The sequence below is a fragment of the Rhizobium sp. Rhizsp82 genome (assembly GCF_047325115.1).
Classification (GTDB): domain Bacteria; phylum Pseudomonadota; class Alphaproteobacteria; order Rhizobiales; family Rhizobiaceae; genus Rhizobium.
The window spans coordinates 1,832,894-1,850,161 of sequence record NZ_CP168570.1 but is presented as its reverse complement, the minus strand read 5'-3'; the positions used below and the strand labels follow the sequence as shown (position 1 = coordinate 1,850,161).

19 protein-coding genes are annotated in these 17,268 nt (G+C 64.7%); 7 read left to right on the top strand and 12 right to left on the bottom strand.

Going from position 1 to position 17,268, the window contains the following annotated elements; all coding sequences use genetic code 11:
• Positions 1-182: 182 nt before the first annotated feature.
• Positions 183-713 (top strand): DUF1697 domain-containing protein, encoded by a 531-nt coding sequence (locus ACEN84_RS13925; protein ID WP_413711193.1) that lies wholly within the window; start codon positions 183-185, stop codon positions 711-713.
• Between the two features lie 13 nt (positions 714-726).
• On the opposite strand, the gene ACEN84_RS13920 is transcribed toward ACEN84_RS13925, so the two are convergent.
• The 5 genes from ACEN84_RS13920 to ACEN84_RS13900 all read right to left on the bottom strand — a co-directional run bounded on the left by ACEN84_RS13920 (position 727) and on the right by ACEN84_RS13900 (position 5,709).
• Positions 727-1,143: a DUF1214 domain-containing protein gene (locus ACEN84_RS13920; protein ID WP_413711192.1), complete on the bottom strand. Its 417-nt coding sequence runs from the start codon at positions 1,141-1,143 to the stop codon at positions 727-729.
• The gene (locus ACEN84_RS13915; protein ID WP_413711191.1) at positions 1,140-2,186 is read right to left on the bottom strand and encodes a DUF1254 domain-containing protein; all 1,047 of its coding nucleotides are present in this window, start codon (positions 2,184-2,186) and stop codon (positions 1,140-1,142) included. Before ACEN84_RS13915 ends, ACEN84_RS13920 begins: the two co-directional genes overlap by 4 nt.
• Before the next feature lie 42 nt (positions 2,187-2,228).
• Complete coding sequence (locus tag ACEN84_RS13910; RefSeq protein WP_413711190.1) at positions 2,229-3,632, bottom strand: DUF1254 domain-containing protein; 1,404 nt, start codon at positions 3,630-3,632, stop codon at positions 2,229-2,231.
• 144 nt (positions 3,633-3,776) lie between these two features.
• Positions 3,777-4,967: an arabinose transporter gene (locus ACEN84_RS13905; protein WP_413711189.1), complete on the bottom strand. Its 1,191-nt coding sequence runs from the start codon at positions 4,965-4,967 to the stop codon at positions 3,777-3,779.
• Between the two features lie 154 nt (positions 4,968-5,121).
• Entirely contained in the window at positions 5,122-5,709 is a 588-nt protein-coding gene (locus tag ACEN84_RS13900) for a TetR/AcrR family transcriptional regulator (protein WP_413711188.1), read from the bottom strand.
• Between the two features lie 96 nt (positions 5,710-5,805).
• Here ACEN84_RS13900 and ACEN84_RS13895 point away from each other — a divergent pair, with 96 nt between their 5' ends.
• Positions 5,806-6,537: a hypothetical protein gene (locus tag ACEN84_RS13895; protein ID WP_130278778.1), complete on the top strand. Its 732-nt coding sequence runs from the start codon at positions 5,806-5,808 to the stop codon at positions 6,535-6,537.
• Positions 6,538-6,549: 12 nt separating this feature from the next.
• Here ACEN84_RS13895 and ACEN84_RS13890 read toward each other — a convergent pair whose 3' ends face one another.
• On the bottom strand, positions 6,550-7,311 hold the full coding sequence (locus ACEN84_RS13890) for a sulfite exporter TauE/SafE family protein (protein WP_413711187.1): 762 nt from the start codon (positions 7,309-7,311) through the stop codon (positions 6,550-6,552).
• A 137-nt stretch (positions 7,312-7,448) separates the two neighbouring features.
• On the opposite strand from ACEN84_RS13890, the gene ACEN84_RS13885 reads away from it, so the two are divergent.
• Positions 7,449-8,027 (top strand): hypothetical protein, encoded by a 579-nt coding sequence (locus tag ACEN84_RS13885; protein WP_413711186.1) that lies wholly within the window; start codon positions 7,449-7,451, stop codon positions 8,025-8,027.
• A gap of 8 nt (positions 8,028-8,035) precedes the next feature.
• Here the strand turns inward: ACEN84_RS13885 and ACEN84_RS13880 are convergent, their stop codons facing one another.
• Complete coding sequence (locus ACEN84_RS13880; RefSeq protein ID WP_413711185.1) at positions 8,036-8,956, bottom strand: EamA family transporter; 921 nt, start codon at positions 8,954-8,956, stop codon at positions 8,036-8,038.
• 73 nt (positions 8,957-9,029) lie between these two features.
• Positions 9,030-9,668: a TetR/AcrR family transcriptional regulator gene (locus ACEN84_RS13875; RefSeq protein WP_413711184.1), complete on the bottom strand. Its 639-nt coding sequence runs from the start codon at positions 9,666-9,668 to the stop codon at positions 9,030-9,032.
• Positions 9,669-9,894: 226 nt separating this feature from the next.
• Here ACEN84_RS13875 and ACEN84_RS13870 point away from each other — a divergent pair, with 226 nt between their 5' ends.
• Both ACEN84_RS13870 and ACEN84_RS13865 read left to right on the top strand, forming a co-directional pair.
• Complete coding sequence (locus ACEN84_RS13870; RefSeq protein WP_413711183.1) at positions 9,895-10,848, top strand: homocysteine S-methyltransferase family protein; 954 nt, start codon at positions 9,895-9,897, stop codon at positions 10,846-10,848.
• Positions 10,849-10,859: 11 nt separating this feature from the next.
• The gene (locus tag ACEN84_RS13865) at positions 10,860-11,054 is read left to right on the top strand and encodes a hypothetical protein (RefSeq protein ID WP_413711182.1); all 195 of its coding nucleotides are present in this window, start codon (positions 10,860-10,862) and stop codon (positions 11,052-11,054) included.
• Between the two features lie 40 nt (positions 11,055-11,094).
• Here ACEN84_RS13865 and ACEN84_RS13860 read toward each other — a convergent pair whose 3' ends face one another.
• Together ACEN84_RS13860 and ACEN84_RS13855 are read right to left on the bottom strand one after the other, a co-directional pair.
• Positions 11,095-12,549: an MDR family MFS transporter gene (locus tag ACEN84_RS13860; RefSeq protein WP_413711181.1), complete on the bottom strand. Its 1,455-nt coding sequence runs from the start codon at positions 12,547-12,549 to the stop codon at positions 11,095-11,097.
• Between the two features lie 203 nt (positions 12,550-12,752).
• Positions 12,753-13,010: a type II toxin-antitoxin system ParD family antitoxin gene (locus tag ACEN84_RS13855; RefSeq protein ID WP_413711180.1), complete on the bottom strand. Its 258-nt coding sequence runs from the start codon at positions 13,008-13,010 to the stop codon at positions 12,753-12,755.
• A gap of 126 nt (positions 13,011-13,136) precedes the next feature.
• Here ACEN84_RS13855 and ACEN84_RS13850 point away from each other — a divergent pair, with 126 nt between their 5' ends.
• Together ACEN84_RS13850 and ACEN84_RS13845 are read left to right on the top strand one after the other, a co-directional pair.
• Positions 13,137-13,664 (top strand): dihydrofolate reductase family protein, encoded by a 528-nt coding sequence (locus tag ACEN84_RS13850; RefSeq protein WP_413711179.1) that lies wholly within the window; start codon positions 13,137-13,139, stop codon positions 13,662-13,664.
• A 49-nt stretch (positions 13,665-13,713) separates the two neighbouring features.
• Complete coding sequence (locus ACEN84_RS13845; protein WP_413711178.1) at positions 13,714-15,219, top strand: protein adenylyltransferase SelO; 1,506 nt, start codon at positions 13,714-13,716, stop codon at positions 15,217-15,219.
• Between the two features lie 98 nt (positions 15,220-15,317).
• Here the strand turns inward: ACEN84_RS13845 and ACEN84_RS13840 are convergent, their stop codons facing one another.
• Together ACEN84_RS13840 and ACEN84_RS13835 are read right to left on the bottom strand one after the other, a co-directional pair.
• Positions 15,318-15,830: a copper uptake system-associated protein gene (locus ACEN84_RS13840; RefSeq protein ID WP_413711177.1), complete on the bottom strand. Its 513-nt coding sequence runs from the start codon at positions 15,828-15,830 to the stop codon at positions 15,318-15,320.
• Between the two features lie 11 nt (positions 15,831-15,841).
• Entirely contained in the window at positions 15,842-17,215 is a 1,374-nt protein-coding gene (locus tag ACEN84_RS13835) for a PepSY-associated TM helix domain-containing protein (RefSeq protein ID WP_413711176.1), read from the bottom strand.
• Between the last annotated feature and the right edge of the window lie 53 nt (positions 17,216-17,268).

Genomic DNA, 17,268 nt, shown 5'->3' with positions numbered 1-17,268 from the left:
CGCTTTAATTAACGTCACGGCGTGCTCCACTGTTGCTGGTCGGGCGAGCGGCTAAGCCCACCCAATCTCCCCACCTGTGGGGGGCTCGAAGAGCGCGTCGAGACACGTGGCTCGACGCCGGTAGCCCGGCAGGGCAGAGGGGGGCCGGCTGGCCGCAGCGTTCAAGATGGAGGACACCACCCATGCCCGTTTACATCGCCCTCATCCGCGCCATCAATGTCGGCGGCACCGGCGCCTTGCCGATGGCGGAACTGAAGGTGATCTGCGATGCGCTCGGGTTCGAGGACGCCGAGACCTATATCCAGAGCGGCAACGTCGTCTTCCGCTCCGCTGACGGCGAAAAGGCAGCAGGCGAGAAGCTCGACGCGGCGCTGGGGGAGAAGCTCGGCAAGAAACCGGGCGTGATGATCCGCAGCCGCAGGGAGATGGAGGAGATCGCCGAAAACGCCCCCTTCCCCGATGCGAAGCCGAGTTTCGTGCTGGTGCATTTCCTGCCGGAAGCGGCACCGAAAGATGCGCTCGACAAGATGAGCGCACCGGATGGCGAGGAGGCAGTGGTTTCCGGCCGGGAGATCTATGTCCACTATCCCATAGGCTCCGGCAAATCGAAGCTGAAGCTCTCGGCGCTGAAGGCCGGAACGTCGCGCAATATCAACACGGTGCGCAAGCTTGTGGAGATGGCGGCGGCGCTGGAGGACGCGGGGCCGGGCTGACCCCGCAGCCCTGCTATTTCACCTGTTCGAAATCCGCCGGTTTCCAGCTGCCCTCGAAGGCCGGGCCATCGGGGCCGTAGATGCGGATATAGGCGAACCAGCCGCGGCCGGGCACGGTCTTGATCCAGCGGCCCTCGCTGTTTTTCGGCGCCTTGGGGCCGAAATAGAGATCGACGTTGCCCGATGGCTTGACGTCCTTCAGTTCGAAGAGCGAGCGGAGCGCGGCCTTGTTCTGGTCCGTCTGCACCTCCGAGCGGGTCTGCGCATCATAGGCGGTCACCGACCAGAAGAGCTTGGCCGGAATAGGCTGGGGAATGGAGAGCTTGTAGGTCTTGCCGCCATCGAGATAGGCGCCCTTGCGGTCGCGCACGCCGAGCCAATAGAGCGAACCGGCGCCGGCGCTGCGGCGGAACATGGCGGGCGAGGTCACGATCCCTGCGCGAACCAGCGGTCTCGCGCTTCGAGATCGATGCCGGCGGTGGTCTCGAACTGTGCGGTATCGGGCACGAGCCCTACCCATTCCCATTTGCGATCCGGCCAGGCGAAGCGATCGGGACGGTTGCTGTCGAAGGCCGAAACCAGCAATTGGTCGCGCCCCTGGCGTGCCGCCCGTTCCAATATTGCCTTCATGCGCGCGTCGGGCTTGAAGGTCTTGCCCTTCTCGATGCCGACCGTGGCGAGCAGGCCGTACATCGGCTCGAACTTGGTAACCTGCGGCTCCTCCTGGATGACGCGATCGAGCACTTCCCAGAACTTGATATTGTCCTCCCAGGCGAGCGAGGTGCTGTCCATATCCGTATTGGTGGTATCGACGATCTTCATCGGCTTCGGATCGGCGGCAGTGGAGAGCGGGTAGATCTTGATGGCATGCAGGGCGTCCAGCGCCTTCTGCTGATCGCCGCCGACAGGCAGGGCGCGGACGGCCATCAACACCTTGTTGGTGGCGGAGTGACCGGCGAAATAGCCGTCCGCGATCGCGCCCTTGTAATCAGGGCCGGCGATAAGGTGCTTGCCGCCCTTGCCGCCATCCGGGCCCGGGATGCCCATATCGAGGATCCAGCTCTGATTGTGATCGTTGGCGAGGCCGATATAGCCGCCGGGCGGCAGTTCGATCACCATCGGCTCCTTGGCGACGTCGAGAGTCGCCGAGCCATAGGGGGTGTCGGAATTGAGGGTGAAGCCTACCTGTCTCGGGCCTGCGGCTGCGGCTCCGACCGCCTCGTTGTCCTTCAGCCCGGCCTGCCGGTTGCCGTTGAAGATGCCTTCCACTGACACCGTCGGATACCAGAAGCGGTAGGCGGTGATGGCGCGCTGCAGGTCGGCATCGTCACGGGCTTTTGTACTGGCCTCGGCGGCCGGATAGCCCTTCGAAAACTTGTAGGGTGAAGCCTCGGCCGCGATGGCGGGCGTCTGGATGGCGCCGAGCCAGAGGATGGCACCGGTTAGCAAGAGAGGCCTGCAAATGCTGCGCATCACGTTGATCTCCGTTCTTGAGCTGATGGGAAGGCTTTGCGGCTATGGCATCTTCTCGACATCGGGGAGTTTCCAGCTCTTGTCGAAGAGCGGCTTTTCCGGGCCGTAGAGGCGAAACAGCAGCTCGAACTTCCGCTGCGGATCGACGGGCACCCAGTTCGCTTCCTTGCCTGCCGGAGCCTTTGCGCCGAAGAAGACTTCGACGGAGCCATCGGCGGCTTTCTGCACTCCGGGGGTGATCGAGGCGACGCTTGCCTTGTCCATGTTGCGGATCAGGGCGTGGGTTTCGCGGTCATAGGCGGTGACCGACCAGTATTGCTTGACGGGCGCATCTGCCGGCACGACGAGCCGGTAGGTCTTGCCGCCGTCGAAGGCGTTTCCGTCCTTGTCCTTGTTGGCCATGAGGTAGAATTGCGCCGTGCCGATGCGTTTGATGCCGGTGAAGCCGAGCGTATAGGTGACGCCCCGGACATCGACGGGATAGCTGTTGGGATCGGCGTAGCCGCCCTGAGCGGCCTTGACCATTTCGGCCATGGCGGCAGGGAACCAGCGAATTCCCTCGTTCAGCGCTGGGAAGCCCTCGTCATAGCGGGCGGAAAGGAGCGCGTGGGCCTCTTCGGCCGCTGTATCGAGGATCTTCTTCTCCGATGGTTCCGGCGTGTAGGGCTTGCCCTTCTCGATGCCGATCGTCTTCAACTGATCGATCATCGCGCGGTCACGGTCGAGCCACGGCTCGGTCTGGACGATCCGGTCAAGATTGACGAAGAAGCTCGCATCATAGCGGATCGTCGCATCGAACAGGGTGCCGAAGGCATCGGTAAATCGGGTGGGTGGCGGATTGGCCGCCTGTTTCAGCGGATAGATCTTCAGGCGCTTGCCATAGGTCACCGACTTTTCGATATCGGCATCGGCGTGGCTCTTCAGATTGGAGCGCAGCAGGGCAAAGCCGCTGAACGTATCTGATTTCAGGACGATGTAACCGGGTGGCGTCACGCCGGTATAGCCGGGCGGCAGGATCACGTATTTGCCGCCCTTTCCCTTGTCGGCGCCTTCGGGGCCGGCGTCTTCCAGCGGCATCTGCCAGGCATTGACGATATTACCCGCGAAGGATCCGCCCTCGGCCGACGGGACGTCGATGACCAGCGGCCCGTCCTTCACGTTCCAGAACGACATGAGGTAGATCGAATCCGGATTGGGCGTCAGGGTTTGGTTCTGCCAGTTCACCGGCCGCGACCAGTAGACGACTTCGTTTACCTTGGCCTTCGTTTTCGACAGCATTTCCTGCAGCATCAGATCGGCATTGACGGCGGGCATGCCCCAGATGACCGCCTCGACGGCGCGGCGCTCGACCGAGCGGTCACGGAGCTCCTGCGCGGTGAGAGCCCAGACATGCGCTGGCACAAGGCTGATGGCAGCGGCGGCAAGGAGAAACGGCAAACGTCGCATCGCGGGACCCCCTTCGAGATGGCCGGGAGGTTGAGCGACGCCTTGGCGTAAAAGGAAGTACGTTACGGTAAACGTGCCGCGTAAATTGCCCGCCATGATGGCGAACGGGAGCCGCCCACGCGAGAACGCGGGCGGCCGTTTCTCTCAGGACGCAGCAGTCGCCGCCTGCCTGCTGCGCAGGAGGACGGCGATGATGAAGCCGAAGGCTGCGGTGAGGCTGCCGGTGAGGAAGACGGCGCTGTAGCCGGCGCGGTCGGCCAGGAGCCCGGCGAGCGGGCCGGTCAGCCCATAGGCGAGATCCTGGAAGGCCGAGAAGCCGCCGAGTGCGGTGCCGCGCAGATGCGGGGCGACGAGGTGGACGACCTCGCGGCCCATGGCCGGGAAGATCATCGAGCAGCCGAGGCCGGTCATGAAGGCGCCGAGAAGCGCGAGGTCGGGACTGCCGGCACTCCAGATCAGTATCTGGCCGACCGCTTCCACCGCCATCGAAACGACGGCGACCGTCAGCCCGCCGAAGCGGTCCGGCAGGTGGCCGAAGAGGATGCGCACCAGCACGAAGCCGGTGCCAAAGGCCGTCAGCCCGAGACCGGCATAGGCCCAGTGCTGATCGCGGAAATAGAGCGTGAAGAACGAGCCGATCGCCGCAAAGCCGATGCCCTGCAGGCAGACGACGAGGCCATGCGGCCAGATGCGGCCGATGACGCTCCAGAGCGGCGGACGGCTTGCCACCGCATGCACGGCGACGGCCGGGATCGGGCGGATCGCCAGAAGCCCGAGCAGCGGCAGGATGGCGCTTGCCGCCATGGTGCCGGTGAAGCCGAAGCGGTCGAGCAGCAGCAGGCCGACCGGCCCGCCGACGGCGAGCGCGCCGTAGATCGCCGCCCCCACCAGCGCCAGCACCCGGCCGGAATTCTGCGGCCCGACGATGCCGATGCCCCAGGAGATGACGCCGACGGCGACCATGCTTTCGCCGAGGCCGATCAGCAAGCGCCCGGCGACCAGCACCGCGAAGGAGAGGACGGGCGAGCCGAGCGCCAGCCCGGAGACAAGCGAGACCAGCGCGCCGATCACATAGAGCCCGAGGCCGCGCTGGACGGCGCGTTTGCCGCCCTCTTTATCGGCGAGCGCCCCGGCATAACCGCGGCTGAGTATGGTGGCGAGAAAGGCGACGCCGACGCCGAAACCGGCCCAGCCATTGCCAAGGCTAAGCGTCGCCGTGACATGAACGGGAACGACAGGCAGGGCGACTGCGACGCAGAGATAGGAGATGAACAGAATGGCGGCCAAAAGCAGCAGACGGCGCTGCTCGGGATCGCGGGTCATGCGGAAAGCCATGATATCCTCCTGGCTATTCCTTGGCGGCGGGCACAAAAAAACGCACTCCGACCGGCAAAGGATCGATAAGTGCGTTGCTTGACGTCAAACGCTTACGGCCAGCGAACCGGCATAAGCATGGCCTAATAAAGATTGCGGCCGGTGTCAATGCGGCTCAGGCGCCGAGAACATCGCCTAGCCTGGCGCGGACGGTGTCGAGCACGCCATCGGCAAGCGCGGGGTCGGATTTCAGGATGCCGCGGGAGATGACGATGGCGCCGAGTTCGGCGGCGATCGCGGTGATCGCCAGCGTGCGGCGCTCGCCGTCGGCCATCTGCGGCGGCGCGGCGGCGGCAAGCGCCGCCACCATGTTTTCGAACCCTTCGGCGAAGGAGCGGCTGACCTCGGCGCTGCCGCGGGCGATCTCGCTGCCGGAAGCGGTCATCGGGCAGCCCTCCTCCATCGCGTCGCGCATGTGCCGCGACAGCAGGAAATCGAGATAGCCGCCAAGCGTCGGCTCTGCGTCGCCTGCCGATGCCTTCACATCGCTCAGGCTCTTCTGCATGCCGGATTTCAGCGCTTCGGCGGCCAGCATCTCCTTGGACGGGAAATGCGCGTAGAGCGCGCCGTGGGTGAGCCCCGCCTCCTTGGCGACTTCGGCAACGCCGACGCCATCGACACCCCTGACGCGGAACAGCCGGCCGGCGGCATCCACCAGCGTTTCGCGGTTTGCCGCTGCCTGTTCCCTGGACACCCTGACCATCTGCATTCCCCCGCCTATTGACAGGCCGGATTTTTAATTGCATTTGCAATCAAAGTCAAATGATTGCGATCGCAATCAATAATCACGAGGACTGTCATGCAGGAATTTCTACAGGCCATCATCGACGCCCATGGCGGACTGGAGCGCTGGAACCGGCTGAGCTCGGCCGAGCTCGATCTCAACTTTTCCGGCATCGTTCTGGAAATGAAGGGCTTTCCGCGGCACCTGCGGCCGCATTGCGCCATCGACCTGCGCAGCCAGCGCGTCGTCATCCAGGGGATCGGCGCGCCCGACGAGCTCTGCGTCTATACGCCGGACCGGGTCTGGAGCGAGCGGCCGGACGGTACGGTGACGGCAGCGCTCGATGCGCCGCGCGAGGCGCTGAAGCAGGTGCCGCGCGAGGAGCCCTGGCATGCGCTGCACCTCACCTATTTCATCGGCTATGCGCTTCGGAACTACCTGACGGTGCCCTTCACCTTTGCCGAACCCGGCATGCGCTTTCGCGATCTCGGCACGCATGCCGAAGCGGGCGAGACCTGGCGCAAGCTCGAGGTCAGCTATCCCGGCGACATCCCGGTTCATACCGCGACGCAGACGCTCTATTTCGGCCCCGACCACCTGCTGCGGCGGCTCGACTATTCGGTCGACGTTCTCGGCGGCGGACCGGCCAATCATTATTGCTACGACTACCGCTCCTTCGATGGCATCATGGTGCCGATCGTCAGGCGCGTCGTCAGCCCGGTCGACATGGGACCGCTGCAGGCGGGGCGCACGACGATCTTCCTGCTCGACTATGTCGATCTCGTCTTCCACGGCACGAAGGGCTGAGGGCGACCGCCTTCAGAGCCAATACTTGACCGCATAGACCACCGCCATCACCGCGCCGGTGACGATGACGAACCAGCGGACGATGGTGGCGGGAAGGATGCGGACGAGGTAGCCGCCGAGATAGCCGCCGAACAGAGCGCCCGAGAGCATGACCAGCGTCTGCGGCCAGCTGACGGCGCCCTCGAGGATGAAGATCGTCACGGCGGCGATGCTGACGGCGGTTGCCAAGAGGTTCTTCAGCGCCTTGACGCGGCGGATGTCGTTGGGATCGCCGATCGCCAGAACCGCGGTCAGGATGACGCCGAGACCGGCGCCGAAGAAGCCGCCATAGATAGAGGCCAGCGCCAGCACCGAGGAACCGGCAAGCTGCGACGGCTCGCTGCCGCCGCGGCGGCGCTCCGCCCAGGCGGCGATCTGCGGCGAGAACAGCAATAGCAGCGTCGCGGCACCGATCAGCGCCGGTACCGGCAGCACGAACAGCCGCTCCGGCAGGGCCAGCAGCAGAAGGGCGCCGAGAATGCCGCCGATCAGGCAGATCAGAACCGAGAGGCCGAGTTTGAGATCGAGCGGCTGCAGCTTGCGGTGATCGGCGAGCACGGCGAGCAGATGTCCGGGCACGATGGCGACGGCATTGGAGGCGTTGGCGGTCACCGGCGGCAGGCCGGCGGCCAGCATGGCGGGAAAGGTGAGCAGCGTTGCGCCGCCCGCCAGCGCGTTGATCACACCGCCGGCAATGCCTGCGGCAAACAGCAGAATTGCGATCTCCAGGCTCATCGGCGGCTCCCCATCCCCCCGCCCTTGCTAGCCGTCTCGCGCCGCGCCGCCAAGCCGCTGCTGGCGGCGAACGGTTCTGCCGCAGGCCGATTTTGAGATTTGCCGCGGCAATGCGATAATCGCCTCAGGAGAGAGCGATGGGGCGTCACTGGCGGATCCTGACTGCGCTGCTTTCACTGGCGCTCGTCAGCGCCGGTCCGGCCGACGACGGCCGATGGTATGCCGGCGACTTCTCCTTTTCCGACGAGCTCGGCGGCTTCCATATCCTGGCCATTTCAGGCAGCGGCACGCGGGACGATCCGATCGAGATCACCGAGGCAATGACCTCTTCCGACCCGGTGACGCTGATCATCCGCGCCGCCAACCCGACCACGCTCGACACGCTGCGGCAGAACTCCATGCACCTGCGCATGGTGACGGTGAACGAGAGCAAGCTCGCCTGGATCGGTTTCGAATTCGAGCTGGAGGAAATCCGCGGCAAGCCCAGCGACTTCTACGACGGCCTGTCCTTCGGGCAGACCAATCCCAATCCGGATTTCATCTCCTCCGACCGGTTTGCGCATTTCCAGAATCAGTTCGAGAGCTTCGACCGGCTGCGCTTCGACCAAGGCCATGCCGACCCGAAGACCAAGGCGAGCTTCGGCTTCTTCGTCACCGACGTGACGCCGGTGCCGGAATTCTTTCTGGTGCAGGATCCGCTGATACCGGATTCGTGAGGGGCCGGTCAGCCGAGGCTGACGAGCGCCGTTCCGGCGATTGCCATGGCAGCACCGGCCCAGGCATAGGGCTGCGGCATCTTTCCGCTTCTCAGCCACACCATTGGCAGGATGACGATCGGGGTCATGGAGGAGAGCGTCGAGACAATGCCGACGCTGCCGGTTTTCAGCGCGCCCATCAGCAGCGACATGCCGAGCGCCGTGCCGAAGAAGGCGGAGATGACGGCGAGCGGGAAATCCCGCCTTTCGACCTCGCCGGTCTGGCGGCGGATGGCGGGCAGCAAAAGCAGCGCCCAAAAGAAGATGACGGCAAGGCCGGAGCGGACGGCCATGGCGGCGAAGGGCTCGACGCCAGCGGCCATTGCCGGGCGGGCGAGAAGGCTGCCGACGGCCTGGCCGAAGGCGGTGACGACGCCGAGCGCGATGCCTTTCAGCGACGGGCTTTCCTGCGGCGCGGGCGCCTCGATCGGCTCGCCATCGGCAAGCGGGATCATCGGCGCCGGGCGGCGCCGGCGCACGCCGATGGCGATGACGATGCCGCAGAGAATGAGGGCGACGCCGGCGCCCTGCATGGCGCTGATGGTCTCCCCGAAGACGACATAGCCCATGGCGAGCGCGAAGGGCGATGCCAGCGAGAAGAGCAGCGCCGTGACCCGCGGACCGGCGGCATAGATCGCCGCGAAATAGGTGGTGCTGGCGAGCACGATGCCGAACAGGCCGGAACCGGCGAGCGCCGAGAACTGCCAGGTGCCGAGCGTTGCCCAGCCGCCGAGCGCCGTCGCTGCAAGCGCCGTCATCAGGAAGGCGGCGGTGATCTGCCAGCGGGCAAGGCGCATCAGCGGCACCCGGCCGTTCAGCTCGTTGATGAACATCGAGCTCAGGGCCATGCAGATGGCGGAACCAAGGGCAAGCGCTTCGGAAATCAGCATAGGGGGCTCCAGGACGGGAGGCATCCATGGCTGCCGGTCCGCGCCCTGTCAATGCATTGCTTAGCAATTGCTTTTATTGCCGGAAGGCCGTGACCGCGCCTGCCTGCGGCTGGAACAGCAGCTTGATCAGCGAGCGCAGCACGAGGATCTGCTGGGAAAGGCTGTTCGGCTGCTTCAGCGCCCGCGACAGCACGATGCCGCCTTCGAGAACGGTGGAAACCATATCGGCGAGCTGATCGACTTCCAGCGGTTCGCGCGGCCGGTAGACCGCCATGATCTCCTCGAACATCCGCCCGAAGCGGCGGCGCCAGGCGAGCACGGCATTGCGGTTGGTCTCCTGGATCTCGCGGTCGAAGATGCGCTCGTAATAGCAGACGGTGGCGACGAGGCAGCCGGGATGACCGTTCGGCAGATCGGCCAGCAGTTCGGAGAGCAGCTTGAGGCCGAGCAGGAAGGCCTGCAGCGGATCGTCCGTCAGGTCTCGGGCGCGGCTGAAGATCTCGTCATAGATGCGCTCGTCATTTTCGATGTAGCGGTTGAGCAGCGCCTTGGCGAGCTCGTTCTTGTCCCGGAAATGGTAGAAGAAACCGCTCTTGGTGATGCCTGTTTCGGCGATCAGCTCCTCGATCGACGTGCCGCCGAAACCCTTCTGGAGCACGGCAGCTTCGGCGACATCGAGGATGCGCGTCCTCGTTTCGATGCCCTTTTTCATGCGCCCTCCTGTACCGCCGGTACAGTTTTCAGTTGCCGAAACGTTTTACTGACCGCAACCCGGCAATCGGAAAACGCGAGCAAGATCATGATTTCAATAGGCAATGTCGGCGACCAATCCGAAGTATACCGCAAGTCGCCTAGTTTTCCATGCAATTAAGCGCGAGAACTCTATTGCCGGCACCAAGTAGAGGTGACACCGGCCTCTATAGGGGCGGGCTTTTGAAATGGCACAATACAGACAGAAACTGCCGCAGCTCGGCAGCGGTACCTTCATCTCCGATGGCGGGATGGAGACGGTGCTGATCTTCCATGAGGACGTCGAGCTGCCGCACTTTGCAGCCTTCACGCTGCTTGCCTCCGAAGAGGGGCGGCGCAGGCTGAGAGACTATTACCGGCGCTATCTCGAGATCGCCAAACGCCACGGCACCGGCTTCGTGCTCGACAGCGCCACATGGCGGGCCAATGCCGATTGGGGCGCGCGTCTCGGCTATTCGCCCGACAAGCTGAAGGCGGCGAACGAGGCGGCGATCGAGCTGATTTCGGGTTTGCGGCAAAGCTATGAGCGGCGCGGCATGCCGATTGTGCTCGGCGGCGCCATCGGCCCGCGCGGCGACGGCTACAAGGCGGGCGCAATGAATGCCGCGGAGGCCGAGGACTATCACGGCGAGCAGATCGCCACCTTTGCGGGGACCGAGGCCGACATGGTCAGCGCCTTCACGCTCACCAATATCGACGAGGCAATCGGCATTGCGCGGGCCGCCCGCGCTCACGGCATGCCCTGCGCGATCTCGTTTACCGTCGAAACCGACGGGCGGCTGGTGACCGGCCGCAGCATCGAAGAAGCGATCGAGACGACCGATGCGGCAACCGGCGGCGCGCCGGCCTATTACATGATCAACTGTGCCCACCCGGCGCATTTCGACACCGTGCTGGCGCAAGGCGGCGCCTGGGTGAAGCGGATCGCCGGCATCCGCGCCAATGCCTCGATGATGAGCCATGCCGAGCTCGACGAGAGCGAGGTGCTGGATGCGGGCGACCCCGCAGACCTCGGCCGCCGCTACCGGCAGCTGATCGCCGCCCTGCCGCATTTACGGGTGCTCGGCGGCTGCTGCGGCACCGACCACCGCCATGTCGCAGCAATCTGCGAAGCCTGCCTGCCGCAGGCAATGAGCGCTTGAGGGAGAAAGCGATGACCAGCCTGAAAAAGAAACTGACCCCGAGACGGCTGATACGGATGATGACGCATCATCCGATCTGGCCGAAGACCAAAAGCAAGGCCCGCCAATGCGCCGACGCTGGCATGATGCCCTTCGAAGCCGTCGACAGCCATCTGCTGCGCGACATCGGCATAGGGCCGCATGGGCGACGATCGACGTGTGAGTGAGCGAATAGCGAGTAGTTCCGGGCGCGGTGCGCCCGGGGTGTCAGTGCTCGGCTGCTGCCGCAGCGGCATCCTTGCGCCGGTGGCCGCTGATTTCCGAGCCGGCGTTCGGGGCGAAGCGCAGGTTCCAGATGGTGGCGGCGAGCGAAATGATCGTCACGACGATGAAGGCGGTGGAGAAGTCGTGGAGCTTCGGCTGCTCGCTGCCTGAAATCGTCATCGAGCCGTGCAGCGCCAGGGCGCCGATGCAGATGCCGAGCGACAGCATCAGCTGCTGGAAGGTGGTGTAGAAGCTGGTGGCCGAGCTCATGCGCTCGTGGCTGATCTCGTCGTAGGCGATGGTGTTGTAGGCCATGAACTGGAACGACAGGAAGAAGGCGCTCAGCGTCAGTACGGCGAACATCACGCTGACCGGCCATTCCGGGCTGAAGGCGGCACAGAGGCCGTAGCCGAGCGTGCCGAGCAGGCCGTTGATGATCAGGCTGTTGCGGAAGCCGAGACGCCGGAACACCGGGCCGGAGAGCGGCTTCATCGCCATCGAGCCGATGGCGGTGGCGATGACGATCTGGCCGGCGGTTGCCGCCGACATGCCGAAGCCGACCTGGAAGAGCAGCGGCAGCAGGAAGGGCTGGGCGCCCTGGGTGATGCGCGTCAGCGAACCGGCGATGACCGAGGTGCCGAAGGTCGGCACCTTCATCAGCGAGAAATCCATGATCGGCGCCGGATGCTTGCGGGCATGGCGCAGATAACAGATGCCGAACAGCAGGCCGATGGCGATCAGGAAGACGGCGGCCGAGGCCTCGCCCTCTCGGCTCGACATTTCGAAGCCGAACAGCAGCGATCCCAGCGAAATGCCGGAAAAGATGAAGCCGACGGTATCGAAGGGACCGATCGCCTTGCCCTTCACCTCGTCGATGAAGATCGACACGAGGATGAAACCGACGATGCCGATCGGCACGTTGATATAGAAGATCCAGCGCCAGTCGAGATAGGTGACGATGAAGCCGCCGAGCGGCGGGCCGATGATCGGGCCGATCAGCGCCGGGATCAGCAGCCAGGACATGGCATTGACCATGTCCTTTCGGGCGACGCTGCGCATCAGCACCAGACGGCCGACCGGCATCATCATGGCGCCGCCGACGCCCTGGATCAGCCGGGCGACGACCAGCAGGAAGAGGTTCGGCGCCAGCGCACAGGCGATCGACCCGGCGACGAAGACGGCGATCGCCGAACGGAACACGGTGCGCGAGCCGAAGCGATCCGCCATGCGGCCGCTTGCGGGGATGAAGATCGCGAGGCTCAGCAGGTAGGACGTGAGCGCGATACTCATCGACGGCGCATCGACGCCGAAATCGCGAGCCATGGTCGGCAACGCCGTCGCCAGCACCGTGGCGTCAACGTTTTCCATCAGCATGGCGCTCGCCACGATCAGCGCGATCGTGCGAAAATTCGGGGCGGCCCGCTCGGTGCGAACGGGGTGGAATATCTGATCCGGCATCAGCAGGGATCACTCGCAATGACGCGGCGAAGCCATTGATGACGACAGGGCCGCAGATGTGAAATGGCATGATGCCACACGGGGGATAACGACGTGTATACGCCCGCAAATGTGGCAAAGGCATGCATTTTAGGAAATGCTGGCATGATGTAACCGAATGGCTACTTGGGTGGGTGGAACTGCACCCTCGGCGGGCGCGTGTCTCAGCGATACTTTTCGAAGAGGCCTTCGAGTTCCTTCCACATCTCTTCGCTGGTCAAATCCGGGCGCGGGTCCTCCAATGAAGCCCTGACGCGGGCGCGGATGGATTCCATGGCCTCCTCGTGCTCCGCCTCTCCGCGAAGCAGCGCATGTATTGCCTCTTCGACGACCGCGCTCGGCGAAACGTAAGTGCCTGCATCGACGCGCGCCTTGATCGCATCGATCATCTCTGCGGGTAAAGTCACGCTGAGCGTCTTCATCTGCGTTCCCCAACGTCGCTGCAAGCTGAGATATAGCACAAAAAGCTGCAAGCCACCCGACGCCCCGCGCATTCCCCCCATCGCCGTTTCCCGCTACACTCCAACCCCTGGTGGAGGTTTTCTTGCATGGCGAAGCTTGTGTTTGAGATGAACCAGTCGATCGACGGTTATGTGGATCATGACCGGATGTCGCCGGAGCCCTTGTTCGGCCATTGGGTGAAGCGGACGCAGGAGCTGAGCGCCACCGTCTATGGACGGACGATGTATGGGCTGATGCGCTATTGGGACGAGGATCAGGAGGGCTGGGGTGATGAGCACCGGGCCTTTGCGGAGGCCTGGCGCAAGCTGCCGAAATGGGTGGTGTCGCGGTCGCTGACGGAGGTCGGGCCGAATGCGGTGCTTGTCCGCGACAATGTCGAGGCAGTGATTGCCGGGCTGAAGGCGGAGCGTGAGGGGGAGATCACGGTTGCCGGGCCGGTGCTGGCGCATAGCCTGGCCGATAGCGGGCTGATCGACGAATACCGGCTCTATACGCATCCGGTCGTGCTTGGGCACGGGCGGCCGTTCTTTGCCGGGCCGCGCCCGCCGCTGAGGCTCGCCGCCCATGAGCGGATCGTCGGCGATGTCGTGCGGCTGACTTATGTGCCGGCGTAGCGGCGGAAGCGGCTTGCGCCGCCTCCACCCCGGCCCTACCTATTGAGGCATGAGCTCAGCACCGTCACAGAACGCGCCTCGCGCCGCCGTATTTCCGTTCGACAACAGCTATGCCCGGCTGCCGGCGCATTTCTTCGCGCGCCAGACGCCGTCGCAGGTGGCGGAGCCCTGGGTGATCAAGCTGAACGAGGAGCTCGCAGCCGAGCTCGGGCTCGATGTCGAGCGGCTGAAGCTTGATGGCGCGGCGATGTTTTCGGGCAATCTCGTGCCTGACGGCGCCGATCCGCTGGCGATGGCCTATTCCGGACATCAGTTCGGCCAGTTCAACCCGCAGCTCGGCGACGGGCGGGCGATCCTGCTTGGCGAGGTGATCGACCGGAACGGCAGGCGCCGCGACATCCAGCTGAAGGGCGCCGGACAGACGCCGTTTTCCAGGCGGGGTGACGGGCGCGCCGCACTTGGGCCGGTGCTACGCGAATATATCGTCAGCGAGGCGATGTATGCGCTCGGCATTCCCGCGACACGGGCGCTCGCGGCCGTCTCGACCGGCGAACCCGTCTATCGCGAGCGGGTGCTGCCGGGGGCGGTGTTTACCCGCGTGGCGGCCAGCCATATCCGCGTCGGCACCTTCCAGTTCTTTGCGGCGCGCGGTGATACCGATGGCGTCAGGGCGCTCGCCGATCACGTAATCGAGCGGCATTATCCGGAGATTTCGGGCGCCGAAAACCGCTATCTCGCGCTCTACGAAGCCATTGCCGAGCGGCAGGCGGCGCTGATTGCCCGCTGGCTGCATATCGGCTTCATTCATGGCGTGATGAACACCGACAATATGACGATCTCCGGCGAGACGATCGATTTCGGCCCCTGCGCCTTCATGGATGCCTATGATCCCGGCACCGTATTCTCCTCGATCGACCAGCAGGGGCGCTATGCCTATGCCAACCAGCCCGGCATCGGCCAGTGGAACCTGGCGCGGCTCGGCGAGACGCTGATCCCGCTCTTCGACGAGGATCAGGACAAGGCGGTCGATCTCGCCAATACGGTCATCAAGGGCTATGGCGAGCGCTTCCAGGCCCATTGGCTTGACGGCATGCGCAGGAAGATCGGGCTTGCGTCCGAAGAGGATGGCGATCTCGACCTGATCCAGGCGCTGCTGGCGGCCATGCAGGCCGGACAGGCGGATTTCACGCTGGCCTTCCGGCGGCTTTCGAAGCTCGCGGGTGACGATGCGGCCGAGGGCGAATTTCTCTCGACATTCGATGGCATCGGCGAGGCGATGGGCTGGCTGGTGCGCTGGCGCGAGCGGATCGTCCGCGATTCGCAGACGCGGGTGGAGCGGAGTGCGGCAATGCTTGCGGTCAACCCGGCCTTCATTCCGCGCAATCACCGGATCGAGCAGGCGATCAACGCCGCCATGGAAGACGGCGATTTCTCGCTGTTTGAGGCGCTGGTGAAGGTGCTGGCCAATCCCTATCAGGATCAGCCGGCATTTGCGGCCTATATGGATCCGCCGAAGCTGGAAGAGCGGGTTTTGCAGACGTTTTGCGGGACTTGAGTTTGAAGGGGTGATTGCTGCGGCATGCGGCCCCCTCATCCGCCCTATCGGGCACCTTCTCCCCGTTGGGGAGAAGGGAAGTCGCCCACCGACCGGCCCTATTTGCCGTGACCTTCGTGACCCGAATGGGCGGCTGAGGTGGTCGCGGCACCGAGCGTCACCGTGCCCTCGAAGCTGGCGAAGGCTTGCAGGGCCTTTGGATCGGCTGTGGCTTCGGCATCCCTGAGAGCAGCGGCCAGCGCGGTCGCATCGGTGGCGGGGACACCGGCTTTGGTGAGCGCGTCCCCTTCCCTGATCGCATCGCCGCTGCAGAGCAGCGGACGCCAGCCGTGTTCCCCGTTCTGCAGCAGGATGCGGCCGCCGCGGCCGTCCTGTTGCCAGCCGGCGATCGCCCAGCCGCCCTGGACCGTGACCGGACCGATGGCGAGCGGCTTGGCCGGGGTTTCGAACATCGTCTTCAGCACATCCGAAATCAGCTGCTGCGGATCGCCGGAGGGCGGTTGGTCCATCGGCATGTCCATCGTCGTGCCGTCGGGCATCTGCATCGTCTCGGCATGGGCGGTGATCGGCGCGGCCAGCAAGGCGGCGATCAGGATCGGGACGGTTTTCATCGTCGTCTCCCTTACGAGAACGCGCGCCGCAGCGGCGGCACGAAGCGGATGACGAGCTGGTCGAAGGCGATCATCGCAAGGATCGCGAGGCCGGTCAGCGGGAAAGCCAGCGAGAAGGCGAGCGCGATCACCCAGAGGCCGATATAGACCGAGCGCTGCGGCGGCAGCGGCGGCACGCCGACGCGCCCGAGCGGGCGGCGCTTCCACCACATGACGACGGCGGTGACGCAGGAGAGAATGATCGCGAGGCAGGTCGCCAGCATCAGGAACTGGTTGAACCGCCCCCATTCCTGCCCCTGATGGACATTGATGCCCCATTCGATCGCCTTGCCGAGGAAGGGATAGGCGCCGAAGCTGATATCGACCAGCGGCTTGCCGGAATATTGGTCGATATGCAGCGTGCGCTCGCGGGAGAGATCGTCGGGGAAGATCGCCGCGGTATAGACGCCTGATGCGGTTGACGGGATCGCCATGTCGAAGCCCGGGGTGACGCCCGCCGCCTTGGCGATCTCGACGGCCTTGTCGAGCCCGATCGGCTGTTTCGACTGGGCGGCGGCGATATCGGAGAGCGGCACCGGCGCCTTCTCGACGGTCCAGCCGACCTTCGGCAGGATATCTTCCGTCACCTTCGCCGATTTCGGCACGTCGTCCCAGAGCTGCGCCGGATAGCCCATGCCGTGGCTGCCGAGGAAGGATTGCACATTGGCGCCCCAATAGCCCGACCAGGGCATGCCGGTGACCGCCAGGAACAGGATGAGAAGACCCGCAAAGGCGCCGGTGACGGCATGCAGGTCGCGCCAGAAGACGCGTCTGTCAGGCGTGTCGCGGACGCTGACGACACCACCCGTCTGGCGGCGCGGCCACCAGAGATAGATGCCGGTGACGACAAGCACCATGGCAAAGCCGCCGGCGATCTCCACCAGGCGGTTGGCGAAATCGCCGAAATAGGCAAGGCTGTGGATGTGCTTGACGACGGTGTTGAACTCGTCTGCCGAGGCGACCGTGTCGAGCACCTTGCCGTCATAGGGATTGACGAAAACCAGCGTCGGGCCGCCCTCGCCTGAGACCGTGACGATCGCCGAACGCTCCGGCGTCGCCGGGTCCCTGTAGGTGGTGGCGACGGAGCCTGGGATGGCCGAAGTGGCGATATCGGCGATGGCCTGCGGCGCCAGCGGTTGGCCGGCCGGGGCGACATCATAGCGATAGGCGAAGAGGCTGTTGTTGATCTCGTCCTTGAAGAGATAGAGCGAGCCGGTGATCGCCAGATTGAGCATGAAGGGCACGGCAAGCAGGCCGGCGAAGAAGTGCCAGCGCCAGATAGCGCGGTAGAGCGAGACGCCCGAAGCGGCGCTCTCCACCGGCTCGGTGGAGGTGATTGAAGACATGAGAGAATTTCCAGATCCATGGCAGCGCCCGAGACGCAGCCGAAAGCGAAGCA